This is a genomic window from Streptomyces novaecaesareae (assembly GCF_000716875.1).
GTDB classification, from domain to species: domain Bacteria; phylum Actinomycetota; class Actinomycetes; order Streptomycetales; family Streptomycetaceae; genus Kitasatospora; species Kitasatospora novaecaesareae.
Genome location: NZ_JNWQ01000050.1, coordinates 1 through 17,078, shown reverse-complemented (window position 1 = coordinate 17,078; position 17,078 = coordinate 1). Strand labels below are relative to the sequence as shown.

The window sequence follows — 17,078 nt, the reverse complement described above, 5'->3', positions numbered from 1 at the left end:
TAGCGAGATATGGCACACAAGAAGGGCGCAAGCTCTACCCGTAACGGCCGTGACTCGAACGCCCAGCGCCTCGGCGTGAAGCGCTTCGGCGGCCAGGTCGTCTCGGCCGGCGAGATCCTCGTCCGCCAGCGCGGCACCCACTTCCACCCGGGTGCGGGCGTCGGTCGCGGTGGCGACGACACCCTGTTCGCGCTGACCGCCGGTGCCGTGCAGTTCGGCAACCGTCGCGGCCGCAAGGTCGTCAACATCGTGGCCGTCGAGGCCTGAGTCCCCGCGGACTCCCGAGTCGTATAAAGACTCACAGTGAGGGGTGGGCCGGAATTCTCCGGTCCACCCTTCACGCTTTACGCAGGTAGCAAGCAGACTCTCGCGCACTGGAGGCACACCCATGACCACCTTCGTGGACCGCGTCGAACTTCACGTCGCCGCGGGTAACGGGGGCCACGGCTGCGCCTCCGTGCACCGCGAGAAGTTCAAGCCGCTCGGCGGCCCGGACGGCGGCAACGGCGGGGAGGGCGGCAGCATCATCCTCACCGTGGACTCGCAGGTCACCACCCTGCTGGAGTACCACCACTCGCCCAAGCGCAAGGCCACCAACGGCAAGCCGGGCGCGGGCGGCAACCGCACCGGCGCCGACGGCGAGGACCTCGTCCTGCTGGTGCCGGACGGCACCGTGGTGCTGGACCGCAAGGGCAACGTGCTGGCCGACCTCGTCGGGCACGGCACCAGCTTCGTCGCCGCCCAGGGCGGCCGCGGCGGCCTCGGCAACGCCGCGCTGGCCTCGGCCCGCCGCAAGGCACCCGGCTTCGCGCTGCTCGGCGAGCCCGGCGAGGCCCGTGACATCGTCATGGAGCTCAAGTCCGTCGCCGACGTGGCCCTGGTGGGCTACCCGAGCGCCGGCAAGTCCTCGCTGATCTCGGTGCTCTCCGCCGCCAAGCCGAAGATCGCGGACTACCCGTTCACCACCCTGATCCCCAACCTGGGCGTGGTCACCGCGGGCGAGACCGTCTACACCATCGCCGACGTGCCCGGCCTGATCCCGGGCGCCAGCCAGGGCCGCGGCCTGGGCCTGGAGTTCCTGCGGCACGTCGAGCGCTGTTCGGTGCTGGTGCACGTGCTGGACTGCGCCACCCTGGAGCCCGGCCGCGACCCGCTGAGCGACCTGGAGACCATCGAGGCCGAGCTCGCCGAGTACGGCGGCCTGGAAGACCGCCCGCGCCTGGTCGCGCTCAACAAGGTGGACGTGCCGGACGGCCAGGACATCGCCGACCTGACCCGCGCCTCCCTGGAGGAGCGCGGCTACCAGGTGTTCGAGGTCTCCGCCGCCTCCCGCAAGGGCCTGCGCGAGCTGAGCTTCGCGGTGGCGAAGATCGTCGCCGAGGCGCGCGCCGCCAAGCCGGTCGAGGAGTCCACCCGGATCGTGCTGCGGCCCGCCGCCGTCGACGACGCGGGCTTCACCATCACCGAGGAGGACGGCGCGTACCGCATCCGCGGCGTCAAGCCGGAGCGCTGGGTCCGCCAGACCGACTTCAGCAACGACGAGGCCGTCGGCTACCTCGCCGACCGGCTGGCCCGCCTCGGTGTCGAGGAGAAGCTGTGGAAGGTCGGGGCGCACGAGGGCGACACCGTCATCATCGGCCCGGACGAGAACGCCGTCGTCTTCGACTGGGAGCCGACCATGGCCGCCGGTGCGGAGATGCTCGGCCGCCGCGGTGAGGACCACCGCATGGAGACCCAGCGCCCGGCGGTCGACCGCCGCCGCGAGAAGCAGAAGGGCCGGGACGCGGCCGAGGCCGAGTTCCTCGCCTTCGAGGCGCTCTCCAGCGGCCGCCAGGCCGCCATCGAGGGCGACGACGAGGACGCCTGATCCCGCGCGCAGCCGCTGACGCGAACGGCCCCCGCCGACCTTCCGGTCGACGGGGGCCGTTCGCTTGCGCGGTCGTGACGTTGCGTCACTTCGTCCAGGCGGCCTGGACCTTGGTGATGTCGGTCGAGTCGCCGTAGCCGATCATCACCGGGGTGGCGCCGGCCTGGAAGCTGACGATGTCGCAGCCCTTGAACTCGACGCCCTTGGTGGCACCCGAGAAGCTGGGGGTGTTGCACTTGGCGACCGGGTTGGCGGCCGAGCCGGCGAACATCCCGAGGTTGCCGGAGGCGTCGTAGGCCTTGAACTTGGAGTCCGGGGCGGCGAAGGTCAGCTTCGTGTCCGACATGTTCTTCATGGTCCAGCTGACGTAGAACAGCGCACGGCCGTCCAGGCCCGCGGTGGGGGCCTTGGCGTCCTGGAGGTCCTTGATGGAGCCCGGGACGACACCGGTGACGGTGATCTCCAGCTTGGCGGCGGCGTTGAAGGTCTTGTCGGCGAAGTCCACGGTGGCGGGCTGGCCGAACTTCACCGAGGTGCCGGCCTGCGGCAGCTTGCCGCCGCCCGCACCGCCGCCCGCACCGCCGCCCGCACCGCCGCCCGCACCGCCGCCCGCACCGCCGCCCGCGGCGCCGCCCGCGGCGCCGCCCGCGGCGCCGGCCGTACCGGCACCGCCGGTGGCCGCGCCCCCGGCGGCCCCGCCCGTGGCGGCGCCGCTGGCACCGCCCGTCGGGGGCGTGGTCGAACCGCCGGCCGCGCCCCCTGCGGTGGCGCCCGGGTCGCCGGTGGTCGGCGCCGGAGCGGCGCCGGTCGTACCGCCGGTACCAGTCGACGGGTCCGAGTTATCCGGACCGCAGGCCGCGAGCGACAGGGCGGTGGCCGCCGCCAGGACGGCGACGGTCAGCTTGCTGGTGTACGAACGCATGATGCGCTTTTCTCCCGGGCGCGCTGCCGCGAACCGTTGCCGGCCTGCCCAGTGCGGCGCCGCCCTCTCGTGAAGAGGAAGGGTCGAAGACGAAATGGGTCCAGCGGGCAAGAAGCCGTCCCCCGATCTGGCTTTCGGTCACGGACCATACCAGCCATCCGGATTGCCGGACGGGCTGTGGCAGGCCCGTGACCAGGCCGGGTCCAGCCGGTGAAACGCCTTCGGGAGACCTGCGCGAAATCGCGTAGATTTCGGGGGTGACGGCGGGCCAGGACCGCCGTACCCGCACCACACCGGAAGGGCGTACAGCGAGATGAGCGAGGACTCTCTGCGGGAGGAGGTGCTGACCGCACGGCGGATCGTGGTCAAGGTCGGCTCCTCCTCACTCACCACGGCCGCCGGCGGCCTGGACGCCGACCGCGTCGACGCCCTGGTGGACGCGCTCGCCAAGGTGCGCAGCCGCCCCGAAGCACCGGAGGTCGTCCTCGTCTCCTCCGGCGCCATCGCCGCCGGACTCGCCCCGCTCGGCCTGGAGAAGCGGCCCAAGGACCTGGCCCGCCAGCAGGCCGCCGCCAGCGTCGGCCAGGGGCTGCTGGTCGCCCGCTACACCGCCTCCTTCGCCCGGTACGGCATCCGGGTCGGCCAGGTGCTGCTCACCGCCGAGGACGCCAGCCGGCGCGCGCACTACCGCAACGCCTACCGCACCCTGGACCAGCTGCTGGCCATGGGCGCGATGCCGATCGTCAACGAGAACGACACCGTCGCCACCGCCGAAATCAAGTTCGGCGACAACGACCGGCTCGCCGCGCTCGTCGCCCACCTCGTCCGGGCCGACCTGCTGGTGCTGCTCTCCGACGTGGACGGCCTGTACGACGGCGACCCGTCCCGCCCCGGCACCAGCCGGATCGCCCGGGTCAGCGGACCGCACGACCTCGACGGCATCGAGATCGGCAGCGCGGGCAAGGCCGGGGTCGGCACCGGCGGCATGGTCACCAAGGTCGAGGCGGCCCGGATCGCCACCGGCGCGGGCATCCCGGTCGTGCTCACCGCCGCCAGTCAGGCCGCCGACGCGCTGGCCGGCCGCCCCACCGGCACGCTCTTCCTGCGCACCGGCGCCCGCACCTCCGACCGGATGCTCTGGCTGGCCCACGCGAGCAGCCCGCGCGGCGCCCTGCACCTGGACGCGGGCGCCGTCGAGGCGGTCGTCTCCGGCGGCGCCTCGCTGCTGCCGGCCGGGGTCACCAAGGTCGACGGGGAGTTCGCCGCGGGTGATCCGGTGGACCTTCTTGCCGAAAACGGCAACATCGTGGCCCGCGGACTGGTCAACTTTGATGCGAGGGAGTTGCCCCGCCTGCTCGGCCGGTCCACCCGCGACCTGGCCCAGGAGTTGGGCGCCGCGTACGAGCGTGAGGTCGTCCACCGCGACGACCTGGTCGTTCTGCGCGGCTGACCGGCCGCCGGGCCGGCACCGGCCATCGGCCCACGGCCCATCGGCGCAGTGCGGACGGCGGGCCGCCCCGGACCGGGAGCGGCCGAGCGGGCCGGCCACGGGCGAGGAGGGGCGCAGCCGTACCGGTCGGTGGGAGCCGGCGGGGACGGGTGGGGACGGTGGGGGACGACAGGACATCGCCGAACAGGAGGCCGCCGGTGGAACGCAGGCGCGAGGCAGCGCTGACCGGAGGGACGGCGGGCCGGCGGCTGACCAGCATCGACGGCGGACGCGGGGACGGCCCCGCCGAGCCGGCCGGTCCGCCGCACCAGAGGCCCGGCGGGGTGCGCAGGCCACAACGCACGGACGCGGCACAACCGCCCACCGTGCCCGAACAGGCGCGGCTGTGGCACGTGGTGCTGAGCGTGGCCGGGCAGGTCACCCCGCTGTCCGCGCTGCGCGCCTCGCTGGAACGGCTGGCGCACGACCACTCGTTCTTCCTGACCGCCCGCTACGCGGCCGACCACGCCGAGATCCGCTACTGGGAGCAGGCCCGCGACCTGCACGACGCGGCGGCGATAGCGCTGCGGCTGTGGGGCGAGCACAAGGCCACCGCGAAGCTGCCGCCGTGGGAGATCGTCGGGCTGGAGGTGGTCGACCGGGCGACGTACCACAAGCGGGTGGCCGAGGGCTTCGGCGATCCGCCGCCGCACCTGGGCGGGGTGCACCCGTACTGAGTCGGCCTCCGTACTGAACCCGCCGCTGTGCCGGGCCCGGCACGGCGGCGTCGGCGGGCGCGTTCGGGCGGTGTCTCACCGGGCGAAATACCGGCCCGGCGCGGCGGGCGCAGTCGCTACCCTTGGCGGCATGACCAGCGACCTCGCCACCGCCGACAGCCCCGTCCTCGCCGTAGCGCGCCGAGCCCGGGAGGCCGCCGCCGCGCTCGCCCCGCTGCCGCGCAGGGCGAAGGACACCGCGCTGCTGGCGATCGCGGACGCGCTGGTCGCTCGCAGCGCCGAGATCATCGCGGCCAACGCCGAGGACGTGGCCCGGGCCCGGGAGGCCGGGACGGCCGAGTCGGTGGTCGACCGGCTGACGCTCACCGACGAGCGGATCGCCGCGATCGCCTCCGACGTGCGCGACGTCGCCGGCCTGCCCGACCCGGTCGGCGAGGTGGTGCGCGGCTACACGCTGCCGAACGGCCTGGACGTGCGGCAGGTCCGGGTGCCGCTCGGCGTGGTCGGCATCATCTACGAGGCCCGGCCGAACGTCACCGCGGACGCCGCCGCGCTCTGCCTCAAGTCCGGCAACGCCGTGCTGCTGCGCGGCTCGGCCTCGGCCTACCGCTCGAACACCGCGCTGGTCGCCGTCCTGCGGGACGCCGTCGCCGCGGCCGGGCTGCCCGCCGACGCGGTCCAGCTGGTGCCGGGGGAGAGCCGGGACTCCGTGCAGGAGCTGATGCGCGCCCGCGGCTACGTCGACGTGCTGATCCCGCGCGGCGGCGCCTCGCTGATCCGGACCGTCGTCGAGGGCTCGACCGTCCCGGTGATCGAGACCGGCACCGGCAACTGCCACGTCTACGTGGACGCCGAGACCGACCTGGCGATGGCCGTCGGCATCCTGCTGAACTCCAAGGCGCAGCGGGTCAGCGTCTGCAACTCGGCCGAGACCCTGCTGGTCCACCAGGACGTCGCGGAGGCCTTCCTGCCGCTCGCGCTGGCCGCCCTCGCCGAGGCCGGGGTGACCGTGCACGGCGACGAGGCCGTGCTCAAGGCCGCCGAGGGCGGCCCGGCCACCGTGGTGCCCGCGACCGACGAGGACTGGGGCGCCGAGTACCTCTCGCTGGACCTGGCCGCGGCCGTGGTGCCCTCGCTGGAGGCCGCCGTCGAGCACATCCGCCGCTGGTCCTCCGGCCACACCGAGGCGATCGTCACCACCTCGCAGGCCGCCGCCCGGCGCTTCACCCAGCTGGTCGACTCGACCACGGTGGCCGTCAACGCCTCCACCCGCTTCACCGACGGCAGTGAGTTCGGCTTCGGCGCGGAGATCGGCATCTCCACCCAGAAGCTGCACGCCCGCGGCCCGATGGGCCTGCCCGAGCTGACCAGCACCAAGTACATCGTCACTGGTGACGGCCACGTCCGCGGCGAGGCGACGCAGACCGTCGGCGGGGCCCCGGACGTCCGCTGAGCGGGGCGCGGGAGCCGAGTGTCACACGGGTGACGGACCAACTGCCGTGAGCCACAGACAAATCGCCCGGCCGGTAATACGCTGAATCCGTGGCTGAGGATGTGGGGGGCTTGCCGTACCCCGACGGCGCCGACCACGGTGGTGCGGACGACGAGTTCGCCACCGTGGTCTTCGATGAGGCCTTCGTCCGGTCCGCCGCCGTGCACGAGCCGACCGCCAAGGAGCGGCAACTCGCCGCCGCCGAGGCCAGGTTCGAGCCGGACACCGCGGGCCCGGGCTGGGGCTATGAGGTCTCGGCCGGGGACGGGCTCCCACTGGAGCTGCGCCCGTACCCGAGCGGACTCGACGCGGACCACCTCTACCCCGACCCCTGGTCGGGCCCGGGCCGCTCGGGCGGCCGCCAGGGCCGGCGGCCGTGGCGGCGCGGCTACGACCCGGTGGGCGCCCGCGGCCGGTACGTGGCCCAGCAGCGCTGGCACCGGCCGGTGGCCTGGGTGCTCGCCGTGATCATGGGCGTGAGCCTGGTGGCGGTCGCGGTCGCGGCGGTCTACCAGGGCGTGGGCGGCTCCGCGGGCACGCCCCGCAGGCCGGAGTCCGGCAGCAGCAGCGCCGGGGTGGACCCGCGCCCGGCGCCGGCCGAGCCCTCGCTGGTGGTCACCGCCCCCACGGGCTGAGGCCCGTCCTCGGGTTCCCGTAATCGGGCCTCCGTCCGCGGGCTTTCGTCCGCGGGTCACGGCGGGAAGGCCGCGCGGGTGTGCGCCCGGCGCAGGTGGTCACGGAGCGTCCCCGGGAATCTGCGCCGGGACCCTCGTGGCGGCGCGGGTGTCCGCCTACCCTGGTGGTGTGGGTGACCCGCGAGAGCCTCCTGAGGGTACGCCCGAGGACGGTTCCGGCAACGAGGACGAATTCCGGTCCGTCGTGTTCGACGAATCGTTCGTCCAGGCTGCCCGGATCCAGGAGCTGTCCGCCCGGGAGCGGCTGGCCGGCTCCTTCGGCAAGGCCACCCGGCAGCGGGTGCGGCTCGGCCCGCTGGGCTCCGTCCCGCGCCAGGCGCTCGCCCTGCTGCTGCTCATCCTGCTCGCCTTCGGCGCCGCCGTGTACTTCGGGGTCAGCTCGCCCAGGGGTGTCCCGGCCCGGCCCGAGGGCAGTCAACTGACCGTCAGCCTGGTCGCGTTGAGCCCGGCTTCGACCGTCCACCCGGTCGCCGACCCGGCGAACCCGTTCGCCGTGCTGCCCACCGGGTACGGGGACGGCACGCTCGGGCTGAACACCCCGACCGGGGCCGCCACCGAGCACTTCAGCCGGGTCGAGGTGACCAAGGCGCTCGACACCGTCCAGCGCTACCTGGTCGCCTCCTCGCTGTCCCCGGCCGTTTTGGTCCAGGGAGCCACCGCGGACGTGCGGTCCTTCGTCACGCCCGGTGAGCAGGCGGCGTTCGACGCGAGCGTGGCCCAGCCGGTGGACGACCGGCACCACGCGGTGACCGGCTGGGTGGTCCGCTTCGACCCGGCGCAGGTCGCGCTGGCCTCGAACACCGTGAAGGTGGCGGGCGCGATGCGGATCGACGAGGCGGACAGCGGGACGCTGCAGATCACCACCGACCACACCTTCGTCTACGCGCTCAAGCCGGCCGGCGCCCCGGCCGGAGCGCCCGTCACCCTGGAGACCGTGCGGCGGCAGCTGACCTTCCAGTTCGACCGGGTCGACCTCGCCTCGGCGCAGCTGCGGCTGGTGGACTCGGTGCTGGAGGCCGGGCCGGCGCCGTGCGGCACCTCGATGGCGGGCTTCCTGCAGCCGGTGCTGGCCGGCGCGCAGGGCACGGCCGTCGCGCCGCCGACCGCGGTCGACCCCGGCAACCACGCCCGGCCGGCCTGGCAGGTGTGCGGGGTGCTGGCCGGGAGCTGAGGGGCGGGCGGGCACGGACGGTCGTACGTGCGGACGGCCGGTGACCCGGGTGGGTCACCGGCCGTCGTGCTGCGCCGGGGCGCAGTGCCCGGGCGCGCGGTCTCAGCTGTCGTCGCGGTCGTTCGAGCCGCCGCGGCCGGCGCCGGTGAAGGTGTCGCGGAGCTTGCCGCCGACGGTCGCGGCGCCGCCGGCGACGTCCCGCAGCAGGCCCATCAGCGGGTCCTTGCTCTCCTTCACCGAGGTCGTGTAGTGGTCGGCGGCGGCCTTCCACTGCTCGCCGACCGAGGCGTCCCGGTCGTCCTCACGGCGCGGGTAGGCGCCGGCCAGGATCGAGCGGTACTCGTCGCTCTCCGCCCACTTCTTCAGCTGGGCGACCCGGACCACCGCGAAGGGGTGGGTCTGCGGCAGCACCTGCAACAGCTTGAGCACACCGTCGCGCAGGTCGCCGGCCTTCTCGTACTCCTCGGCCTGCTCCAGGAAGGCGTCCACGTTCATCTCGGCCAGGTTGTGCCCGCCGGCCAGCTTCATCAGGGCCCGCATGGACGCCTGCAGGTCCTGCCCGGCGAGCAGGCCGGCCCGGTCGCTGGACAGCTCCGCCTTGCGGAACCACTCCTTGAGCGCGGTGATGATGGCCGTGATCGCCAGGTTGCCGAGCGGCACCCAGGCGATCCGGGTGGCGATGTTGGTGAGGATCATCAGCATCGTCCGGTAGACCGCGTGGCCGGACATCGCGTGGCCCACCTCGTGGCCGACGACCGAGCGCAGCTCCTCCTCGTCGAGCAGCTCGACCAGGCCGCTGGTGACCACGATGATCGGGGTGTCGATGCCGATGGTGAACGCGTTGACCGTCGGGTCCTGGGTGACGTACAGGTCCGGGACCTGCTCCAGGTCGAGCGCGTACGCGGCGTCGCGCACCATGTCGTACAGCTCGGGGAACTGGCGCTCGGAGGTCTTCACGGCCGTGGCCAGGAACATCAGCCGGATCGCGCGCTCGGAGACCAGCCCGGCGAGCTTCTTCAGGACGTCGTCGAAGCCGGTCAGCTTCCGCAGGGCGACCAGCGCCGAACGGTCCGCCGGGTGCTCCCAGGCCCGGGTGGAGATGCCGGGGAAGCGCTCGCGGCGGCGGCTCGGGGTCTTCGCGGTCGGGTCGGTCATGGTCTGGGTACCTCCTGCTCGACGGCGGTCGCGGCCCGCTGGCCGGCCCCCCGATCCTCTTCGCCTGCAACGACTGTCAGTGCAACGTCCGCGGTTGCGCACTCGTCCCCGGGCCCAGCGTACGCACGGCCCCGGCCGCGCCGGGTCTGAGCGCCCCGGAGGCGAGCGGGCGAGTGACAGCCCCGGTGGCCGCCGCCGGTGTGAGGCCGGTCTACCCTGAATGACCTGGACGACCGAGACCGGATCCGGCCGCGGTACCGAGCAGTTCGAGGAGCCCCGCAATGTCCACCGACACGCTTGTCAGCCTGGCCGCGCCCATTTCCGACGAGGCCGGCCCGGGCCTGTTCCTGCGGATCATCGTGGTCGCGTCCTTCGTGGGCGTCGGCCTGCTGGTCTGGATCATGGCCCGCGCCTTCCGCGGCAACTAGGACGCGGCCCGGACCGGGTGGGAGGGGACCCGCGACCCGGCCCCGGTCGGCGCCGGGAGGACGGCCCGCGGGCGCGTTTCCCCAGGCCCTCGTCGGCCCGGGCTCACGCCCGGTCAGCGGCGGTGGGCCGCCGAGCGGTTGCCGCGTAACCCCCCGTACGATGACGGGTGGGCCCTCACCGGCCCGGAACAACCCCCAGGTCCGTTCACCGAGCCGAGAAGGTCCCGCCGACCATGAGCACTGCCGCCGCACTCCCCGTTCTGAACCTGCTCGCCGAGGGCGAGGGGGGCAACCACGACAGCCTGAACCCGCTCCTGACGGGTGGCGCCGCCCTGGTGATCCTGCTGCTCCTGCTCTTCGTCACCACCCGCTTCAACCGGGACCGCTGAGCCCGCTCCGCGGACCGCTCGGGGAGCGCCCGGCCACCGGCCGGCCGCTCCCTCACGCATCTGCGGACAACCCCCACCCGGGCGTTCCCGCACCGTAACGGGCGTCGCGTAAGGTGTGGCGGCATGGGAGAGCAGGCCGGGAATTCCGGCGGACCGGAACCGGTGAAGAAGCGCCTCGGCGTGATGGGCGGCACCTTCGACCCGATCCACCACGGCCACCTGGTCGCCGCCAGTGAGGTGGCGAGCGCGTTCCACCTGGACGAGGTGATCTTCGTCCCGACCGGACAGCCGTGGCAGAAGAGCGACCGCCACGTCACCCCGGCCGAGGACCGCTACCTGATGACGGTCATCGCCACCGCCGAGAACCCGCAGTTCTCGGTCAGCCGGATCGACATCGACCGCAAGGGCCCGACCTACACCGTCGACACCCTGCGCGACCTGCACGCCCTGCACCCGGACGCCGACCTCTTCTTCATCACCGGCGCCGACGCGCTCGCCCAGATCCTGTCCTGGCGCGACTCCGACGAACTCTTCTCGCTGGCCCACTTCATCGGATGCACCCGACCGGGGCACACCCTCTCGGACGCCGGGCTCCCGGCGGGCGGGGTCTCCCTGGTGGAGGTCCCGGCCCTGGCCATCTCCTCCACGGACTGCCGCAACCGCGTCGCCAAGGGCGAACCGGTCTGGTACCTCGTCCCGGACGGCGTGGTCCGCTACATCGACAAGCGGGCGCTGTACGCGCCGCGCGGGACCTGAACCGGGAGCGGGAGGGCGCGTGAGCGAGCGCAGCGGCGGTCAGCAGCAGCCGGAGGACTGGTCCACCGGGCAGTACCAGCAGCCGTACCAGGGCTACCGGCAGCAGCCAGGGCAGCCGTACGAGCAGTACCAGCAGCAGGAGCAGTACGACCGGCAGGAGCAGTACGACCAGTACGGGCAGCCGGTGTACGGCCAGGACACCTACGGGGGCTACCAGGAGCAGCAGCCGTACCAGCAGCAGCCCTACCAGGGGTACCAGCAGCCGGGGCAGTACCCGCAGGAGCAGCAGCAGTACGGCGAGTACGACCAGTACGGGCAGCCCGTGCAGGCCTACCAGCAGCAGGGCGGCTACGGCTACCAGGAGCAGTCGTACGGCTACGACGGCTACCAGCAGCAGCCCTACCAGGCGGCGCCCGTCGTCGCCGAGCCGGCGCCCGCCGCCCCGCCCGTCCCGGAGCCCGCCCCCGCAGCCCCCGCCCCGGCCGTCGTGCCGCCGCGCCCGCGGGTGCCCCGGCCCGCCGCGGAGGCGGCGCCGGCCAAGCCCGAGGCGCCGTCCGAGCAGGTCGCCGGGGCGCGCTCCGGCAAGGCCGGGAGCAAGGCGCCCAGGGACGGCTACACCACGGGCGAGTTCGCCTTCGCCGAGGAGGAGGCGGAGGAGACCGAGGACGTCATCGACTGGCTGAAGTTCGCCGAGTCCCGCAGCGAGGTGCGCGCCGAGCGCCGCCGCAAGCTGCGCAACCGGCTGATCGGCCTCGGCGTGGTGGTGGCGCTCGCGGCGGGCGGCGTCGGCGGCTACCTGTGGTTCACCGGCGACAAGCCGACCGCGGCCGCCGCGGCCGGCGGGCGCCAGGTCAACGTCGTCCACCTGCGCGACCTGCAGGGCAAGGTGTCCAGCGCGCTGCTCGTCGACGACGCCTCCGGGAAGAAGGGCACCGTGCTGCTCCTGCCCGACAACCTGCGGCTGCCCGGCCCCGCCGACCCGCCGGTCACCACCGTCGGCCAGGCCATGGACACCATCGGCGCCTCGGCGACCCGCGACGGCCTGTCCACCGTGCTCGGCGCCCCGGTGGCCGGCACCTGGCGGCTGGACACCCCGTACCTGGAACTGCTCGTCTCCCAGCTCGGCGGCGTCCGGGTGGACACCAACGCCGAGACCCACGAGGGCGGCAAGCCGGACGGCAAACTGCTCTCCGCGGCCGGGAAGAACACCATGCTCAGCGGGAAGGCCGCGGTCGCCTACGCCACGCTGCAGAACGCCGGCGAGAACCGGGACGCCCAGCTGGCCCGGTTCGGGCAGGTCATGGAAGCGGTCGTGCGCACCATGCCGACCGAGTTCAAGGACGCCAAGGACGACGTGCACCGGATGAACGCGGTGCTCGACCCCTCACTGCCCGAGGACGCCCTCGCCGGGGTGCTCGTCCAGCTCGCCCAGCAGGCGAAGGACGGCCACTTCGGCACCACCGCGCTGACCGTCAAGCCGGACGGCAGCCTGGACGAGGCGACCGCGGGCAAGCAGGTCAAGGACGTGCTGGGCGGCACCGTGAAGTCCGCGACCGCCGGCGACGCCCCGGCCCGGGTCGCGCTCCAGGACGCCAGCGGCAACGACGCGGCGGCCCCCGCCGCGCAGGTCCAGATCGTCAACTCCGGCCTGACCTTCATCCCGGGCGGAGCCAAGAGCGCGGCGCAGGCCAGCAGTGAGATCCGCTACACCGACGACGCCCGCCAGGGCGCGGCCAAGTCGCTGGCGACCAGCCTCGGCCTGCCGGACACGGCGGTGAAGAAGGTGACCGGCGACACCCAGAACGCGGACCTGCTGGTCGTGCTCGGCAAGGACTACCAGCCGCCGAAGAGCCAGTAGCCCGAAAACGGTTCCGGGCCCGCCCGGACGGCGTGAGATCCTGGAAGGCGACCCCGGCCCCGAGCCGGGGCGCCGCCCCACGCCGCCGAGCCGGAAGAACACCGTGACCGTCACCGACCACAGCCAGCAGCTCATCACCGTCGCCGCCCAGGCGGCGGCCGACAAGCTGGCGCACAACATCATCGCCTTCGACGTCAGCGAGGTCCTGTCGATCACCGACGCCTTCCTGATCGCCTCCGCGAACAACGACCGCCAGGTCCGCGCGATCGCCGAGGAGATCGAGGACCAGCTGCGCGAGCAGCTGGACATCAAGCCGGTGCGCCGCGAGGGCGAGCGCGAGGGCCGCTGGATCCTGCTCGACTACCTCGACATCGTCGTGCACGTCCAGCACTCCGAGGAGCGCTCCTTCTACTCCCTGGACCGGCTCTGGAAGGACTGCCCCGAGCTGCCCATTCCCGAGGACGCCCTGGCCTCGCGCAACCGCCCCGACGCCCACACCGACGAGGCCGGCAACGTCGTCGCCCCCGCCGACGACTTCGGCAAGCCCGAGGACCTGCACTGAGCCGCGGCGCGCGAGGCCCGCGCATCGTCTTCTGGCGGCACGGCCAGACGTCCTGGAACCTCGAATCTCGGTTCCAGGGCACCACGGACATCGAGCTGACCGGGCAGGGCGTCCAGCAGGCCCAGCGGGCGGCCCGGCTGCTCTCCGGGCTCCGCCCCGACCTGCTGATCTCCTCGGACCTCGAACGCGCCCGCCGTACCGCCGAGGAGCTGGCCCTGGTCACCGGGCTCGACGTGACGCACCACGAGGGCCTGCGGGAGACCTACGCGGGCTCCTGGCAGGGCCTGACCAACGCCGAGATCCGCGAGCGCTACCCGGAGGAGTACGCGGCCTGGGCGGCCGGCGAGCCGGTGCGCCGCGGCGGCAGCGGGGAACTGGCCACCGAGGTCGCCGACCGCTCGGTGCCGGTGGTGCTGGAGGCCGTGGCCAAGCTGCCGGAGGACGGCACCGTGGTCGTGGTCAGCCACGGCGGGACGATCCGCACCATGCTCGGACGGCTGCTGGACCTGGAGCCCGCCCAGTGGGAGTGCTTCGGCGGCCTGTCCAACTGCTGCTGGTCCGTGCTCGGCCAGGGCGCGCGTGGCTGGCGCCTGCTGGAGCACAACGCGGGCACGCTCCCGCAGCCGGTCATCGGCGACGACACCTGACCGCTGAGGACACCTGACGGCTTCGGCCGGGGGTGGCACTCGGGGGGCCTCGCAGCGGGACACCGCAGGGCCCCGGAGGGGGGCGCTGCGGGGCCCGGAGGGGGCGGATTTCGCAGTTCCGGGCCTGACCAGCTAGAGTCTTCCTCGTTCGCAGGGAAGGAACGCGGCCCGGAAGGGAAGCGGGAGATCCGGTGAGTGCGGGGCTATAGCTCAGTTGGTAGAGCGCTTGCATGGCATGCAAGAGGTCTGGGGTTCAATTCCCCATAGCTCCACTCCGCATCGGCGGTCGTGGTCAGCCAGGGTCGCCCGTGTCGCGGGGCTATAGCTCAGTTGGTAGAGCGCTTGCATGGCATGCAAGAGGTCTGGGGTTCAATTCCCCATAGCTCCACAGCAGTTCAGGAGGCCGTCACCCATCGGGTGGCGGCCTTCCGGCATTTCGGGCCCGAGGCACTCGCTCGTGGCGCCCACTGTTCGCGCTCGTGGTGCTCCCTGCCCGCGCTGGTGGTCCTCACTGCTCGCAGGTGTGCGTCCAACCGCCCGGCGCCAGGGACCCGAGCCGCTCGACCCGCTCCCGGTCCTCCGGACTCCTCGGCACGTAGACCACGATGTAGCACTCCTGCACACCCGGCATCGTCAGATAGGTGGCGTTCAGCCGCAGCACCCCGATCTCCGGGTGGCGGAAGATCCGCGGCCAGGTCTCCGGCGGCGCGACCTCCTGGCGGGCCCACAGCTCCCGGAACAGCTCGCTGCGCGCCGACAGCCGCTGCACGTGCTCCTCCCAGACCGGCTCGCCCACGTGCTTGCCGTAGGCCGAGCGCAGCACCGCCACCATCCGCGGCAGGGCCTCGTCCCGGTTCTCGCACGGGTTGCAGCACGGCGGGGCCACCAACATGCACCACAGGCTGTTGAAGAACGCCCCGTGCGACGGGCGCATCCGCTCGGTGCCGAACAGCGAACGGTACGGCCCGTTGAAGCTCAGCACGTCGAAACGGGTGTTGGAGACCGCCGCCGGCAGCGGGGCCAGCGAGTCCAGGATCACCTGGATCGACGGGCTCAGCTCCGGCGGCGCCGGCTGCGCGTACCGCGAACGAGAAATCCCGGCCAGCCGGAACAGGTGCTCGCGCTCCGTGCCGTCCAACCGCAACGCCCGCGCCACCGCCAGCAGCACCTGCTCGCTCGCGTTGATGGGGCGCCCCTGCTCCAGCCACGTGTACCAGGTCACCCCGACCCCGGCGAGCTGCGCGACCTCCTCACGCCGCAGCCCCGGCGTACGGCGCCGCAGCCCCGGCACCAGCCCGACCTCCTCCGGAGTCACCCGCGCCCGGCAGGCCTTCAGGAAGCGGGCCAGCTCGGTGCGGCGGCGGTCGCGCCCGCCCGCGGCGGCCGGAAGTTCCTCCAGGACGGTCATGCCCACCATCGTGCCGCAGGCCCGCCGGGCGATACAGGTGCTGCCAGTACCAGGATCAGCAGGCTCTAACCACCAGTACCGGCACGGCCCCAGGCTGGTACCCATGACGGACCTTCAGATCCGGCCCGGCGCGGCCGCAGGCACCACCGGGCCCCCGGCCGTACGGCCCGGGCTGCTCCTCGCGCTCGTCCTGTGCGGGCAGTTCATGGCCGTGCTCGACGTCTCCATCGTCAACGTCGCGGTCCCCACCATCCGCACCGACCTGGGCGCCTCCGGGGCCGCCCTGCAACTGGTCATCGCCGGCTACACCATCACCTACGCCGTCCTGCTCATCACCGGCGCCCGCCTCGGCGCCCGGTACGGCTACAGCCGGCTCTTCCAGCTCGGCCTCGCCGCCTTCACCGCCACCTCGCTCGCCTGCGGCCTCGCCCCGTCCACCGGCTGGCTGATCGCCTTCCGGCTGCTCCAGGGCGCCGGCTCGGCGCTGATGGTGCCCCAGGTGATGAGCCTGCTGCAGCGCACCTTCACCGGCGCCGCCCGCACCCGGGCACTCGGCCTCTACTCGGCGGTGCTGGCCGGGGGCATGGCGCTCGGCCAGGTCCTCGGCGGCGTGCTGGTCAGCGCCGACCTCCTCGGCAGCGGCTGGCGGCCCGTGTTCCTGGTCAACGTGCCGATCGGGGTGCTGCTGCTGGCGGCCGGCGCCCGCCTGCTGCCCCGGCTGCCCGGCGACGCCTCGCGCGGCTTCGACATCCCCGGCCTGGTGGTCCTGGGCGCGGCACTCGGCCTGCTGGTGGTGCCGCTCGTCCTCGGCCACGAACTCGGCTGGCCCGCCTGGGGCTGGGCGATGATCGCGGGCAGCGCGCTGCTGTTCGGCCTGTTCGTGCTGGTCGAGCGCCGGATCGCCCGCCGCGGCGGGCAGCCGCTGATCTCCGGCCGGGTGCTGCGCACCCCCGGGCTGCGGCCGGCGGCCGCCGGACTGTTCTCGATCATGGCGGCCTTCGCGGGCTTCATGTTCTCCTTCGCCCTGCACCAGCAGGCCGCGCTCGGCCACAGCGCGCTCAGGGCCGGGCTCTGCTCGGCGCCCGTCGCGATCGGCTTCGGCCTGTCCAGCATGCACTGGCACCGGCTGCCCGGACGGCTGCACGGGGCCCTGCCGGCGCTCGCCGCGGTCCTGCTCGGCGGCGGCTACCTGCTGCTCGGGATCCTGCTCGGCGGCGGCGCCGAGATCGACGCGGGGCCGCTGGTGGAGATGGCCCTGCTCGGCCTGGTCGCCGGCTGCGCGTACGCACCGCTGTTCGCCCGGGCCCTCGCGGGGGTGGCGCCCGAGGACGCGGCCGACGCCAGCGGGGTGATGGTGACGGTCATCCAGCTCGGGCAGGTGATCGGGGTCGCGGTGCTCGGCTCGGTCTTCCTCGGGCAGGTCGACCTGCCGGCGCCGGCCGCCGAATCGGGGCACGCGCTGCTGACCACCCTGGCGGTCGACGCCGTCGCGGGGGCCGCCGCCGCGGGCTTCGCCGCGCTCAGCCGCCGGGCGACGCGGTAGGGGGCTCGGGGGTGGGGGC

At 73.6% G+C, this 17,078-nt stretch carries 17 protein-coding genes and 2 tRNA genes; 16 read left to right on the top strand and 3 right to left on the bottom strand.

The window, feature by feature from the left end:
- Positions 1–9 precede the first annotated feature (9 nt).
- Positions 10–267 (top strand): 50S ribosomal protein L27, encoded by a 258-nt coding sequence (gene rpmA / locus OP86_RS19945; RefSeq protein WP_030058248.1) that lies wholly within the window; start codon positions 10–12, stop codon positions 265–267.
- Between the two features lie 121 nt (positions 268–388).
- Positions 389–1,867, top strand: a complete 1,479-nt coding sequence (obgE, locus tag OP86_RS19940) for a GTPase ObgE (RefSeq protein ID WP_030058247.1) — start codon at positions 389–391, stop codon at positions 1,865–1,867.
- Between the two features lie 85 nt (positions 1,868–1,952).
- Here obgE and OP86_RS35955 read toward each other — a convergent pair whose 3' ends face one another.
- On the bottom strand, positions 1,953–2,789 hold the full coding sequence (locus OP86_RS35955) for a hypothetical protein (protein WP_051830306.1): 837 nt from the start codon (positions 2,787–2,789) through the stop codon (positions 1,953–1,955).
- Between the two features lie 313 nt (positions 2,790–3,102).
- Here OP86_RS35955 and proB point away from each other — a divergent pair, with 313 nt between their 5' ends.
- From proB to OP86_RS19910, 5 genes are all read left to right on the top strand, one after another.
- The gene (proB, locus tag OP86_RS19930) at positions 3,103–4,239 is read left to right on the top strand and encodes a glutamate 5-kinase (protein ID WP_051830305.1); all 1,137 of its coding nucleotides are present in this window, start codon (positions 3,103–3,105) and stop codon (positions 4,237–4,239) included.
- 197 nt (positions 4,240–4,436) lie between these two features.
- The gene (locus tag OP86_RS19925; protein WP_030256382.1) at positions 4,437–4,955 is read left to right on the top strand and encodes a hypothetical protein; all 519 of its coding nucleotides are present in this window, start codon (positions 4,437–4,439) and stop codon (positions 4,953–4,955) included.
- A 130-nt stretch (positions 4,956–5,085) separates the two neighbouring features.
- Complete coding sequence (locus OP86_RS19920; protein ID WP_030061993.1) at positions 5,086–6,408, top strand: glutamate-5-semialdehyde dehydrogenase; 1,323 nt, start codon at positions 5,086–5,088, stop codon at positions 6,406–6,408.
- Between the two features lie 89 nt (positions 6,409–6,497).
- Complete coding sequence (locus OP86_RS19915) at positions 6,498–7,082, top strand: SCO2584 family spore wall biosynthesis protein (protein WP_030256379.1); 585 nt, start codon at positions 6,498–6,500, stop codon at positions 7,080–7,082.
- Positions 7,083–7,251: 169 nt separating this feature from the next.
- Positions 7,252–8,313 carry an SCO2583 family membrane protein gene (locus OP86_RS19910; protein ID WP_030061992.1) on the top strand — a complete coding sequence of 354 codons (1,062 nt, stop codon included), beginning with the start codon at positions 7,252–7,254 and terminating at the stop codon, positions 8,311–8,313.
- A gap of 102 nt (positions 8,314–8,415) precedes the next feature.
- Here OP86_RS19910 and OP86_RS19905 read toward each other — a convergent pair whose 3' ends face one another.
- Positions 8,416–9,468, bottom strand: coding sequence for a M48 family metallopeptidase (locus OP86_RS19905; protein ID WP_030061991.1), 1,053 nt, complete (start codon positions 9,466–9,468; stop codon positions 8,416–8,418).
- Between the two features lie 281 nt (positions 9,469–9,749).
- On the opposite strand from OP86_RS19905, the gene OP86_RS36695 reads away from it, so the two are divergent.
- The 8 genes from OP86_RS36695 (at position 9,750) to OP86_RS19875 (ending at position 14,496) form a co-directional block, all read left to right on the top strand.
- Positions 9,750–9,896, top strand: coding sequence for a hypothetical protein (locus OP86_RS36695; RefSeq protein WP_157849787.1), 147 nt, complete (start codon positions 9,750–9,752; stop codon positions 9,894–9,896).
- Positions 9,897–10,129: 233 nt separating this feature from the next.
- Complete coding sequence (locus tag OP86_RS37200) at positions 10,130–10,285, top strand: hypothetical protein (RefSeq protein WP_167344219.1); 156 nt, start codon at positions 10,130–10,132, stop codon at positions 10,283–10,285.
- 123 nt (positions 10,286–10,408) lie between these two features.
- Positions 10,409–11,041: a nicotinate-nucleotide adenylyltransferase gene (gene nadD / locus OP86_RS19900; RefSeq protein ID WP_030061990.1), complete on the top strand. Its 633-nt coding sequence runs from the start codon at positions 10,409–10,411 to the stop codon at positions 11,039–11,041.
- 19 nt (positions 11,042–11,060) lie between these two features.
- Positions 11,061–12,899, top strand: a complete 1,839-nt coding sequence (locus OP86_RS19895; RefSeq protein WP_033332613.1) for an LCP family protein — start codon at positions 11,061–11,063, stop codon at positions 12,897–12,899.
- A 103-nt stretch (positions 12,900–13,002) separates the two neighbouring features.
- Complete coding sequence (gene rsfS / locus OP86_RS19890) at positions 13,003–13,461, top strand: ribosome silencing factor (protein ID WP_051830303.1); 459 nt, start codon at positions 13,003–13,005, stop codon at positions 13,459–13,461.
- On the top strand, positions 13,458–14,108 hold the full coding sequence (locus OP86_RS19885) for a histidine phosphatase family protein (RefSeq protein WP_030061984.1): 651 nt from the start codon (positions 13,458–13,460) through the stop codon (positions 14,106–14,108). The genes rsfS and OP86_RS19885 overlap by 4 nt, the downstream gene beginning before the upstream one ends.
- A 199-nt stretch (positions 14,109–14,307) precedes the next feature.
- Positions 14,308–14,380: transfer RNA gene (locus OP86_RS19880), tRNA-Ala, on the top strand.
- 43 nt (positions 14,381–14,423) lie between these two features.
- Positions 14,424–14,496, top strand: a tRNA-Ala gene (locus tag OP86_RS19875).
- Between the two features lie 120 nt (positions 14,497–14,616).
- On the opposite strand, the gene OP86_RS19870 is transcribed toward OP86_RS19875, so the two are convergent.
- Positions 14,617–15,516 (bottom strand): helix-turn-helix transcriptional regulator, encoded by a 900-nt coding sequence (locus OP86_RS19870; RefSeq protein ID WP_078588554.1) that lies wholly within the window; start codon positions 15,514–15,516, stop codon positions 14,617–14,619.
- A gap of 103 nt (positions 15,517–15,619) precedes the next feature.
- Between OP86_RS19870 and OP86_RS19865 the strand changes: the two genes are divergently transcribed.
- Complete coding sequence (locus tag OP86_RS19865) at positions 15,620–17,059, top strand: MFS transporter (protein ID WP_078588553.1); 1,440 nt, start codon at positions 15,620–15,622, stop codon at positions 17,057–17,059.
- The last annotated feature ends 19 nt before the right edge of the window (positions 17,060–17,078 follow it).

Bases quoted from the DNA above. Each gene is read 5' to 3' on its own strand.
- rpmA (WP_030058248.1), top strand. From the start codon at position 10: ATGGCACACAAGAAGGGCGCAAGCTCTACCCGTAACGGCCGTGACTCG.
- obgE (WP_030058247.1), top strand. From the start codon at position 389: ATGACCACCTTCGTGGACCGCGTCGAACTTCACGTCGCCGCGGGTAAC.
- OP86_RS35955 (WP_051830306.1), bottom strand. From the start codon at position 2,789: ATGCGTTCGTACACCAGCAAGCTGACCGTCGCCGTCCTGGCGGCGGCC.
- proB (WP_051830305.1), top strand. From the start codon at position 3,103: ATGAGCGAGGACTCTCTGCGGGAGGAGGTGCTGACCGCACGGCGGATC.
- OP86_RS19920 (WP_030061993.1), top strand. From the start codon at position 5,086: ATGACCAGCGACCTCGCCACCGCCGACAGCCCCGTCCTCGCCGTAGCG.
- OP86_RS19905 (WP_030061991.1), bottom strand. From the start codon at position 9,468: ATGACCGACCCGACCGCGAAGACCCCGAGCCGCCGCCGCGAGCGCTTC.
- OP86_RS36695 (WP_157849787.1), top strand. From the start codon at position 9,750: ATGTCCACCGACACGCTTGTCAGCCTGGCCGCGCCCATTTCCGACGAG.
- OP86_RS37200 (WP_167344219.1), top strand. From the start codon at position 10,130: ATGAGCACTGCCGCCGCACTCCCCGTTCTGAACCTGCTCGCCGAGGGC.
- nadD (WP_030061990.1), top strand. From the start codon at position 10,409: ATGGGAGAGCAGGCCGGGAATTCCGGCGGACCGGAACCGGTGAAGAAG.
- OP86_RS19870 (WP_078588554.1), bottom strand. From the start codon at position 15,516: ATGACCGTCCTGGAGGAACTTCCGGCCGCCGCGGGCGGGCGCGACCGC.
- OP86_RS19865 (WP_078588553.1), top strand. From the start codon at position 15,620: ATGACGGACCTTCAGATCCGGCCCGGCGCGGCCGCAGGCACCACCGGG.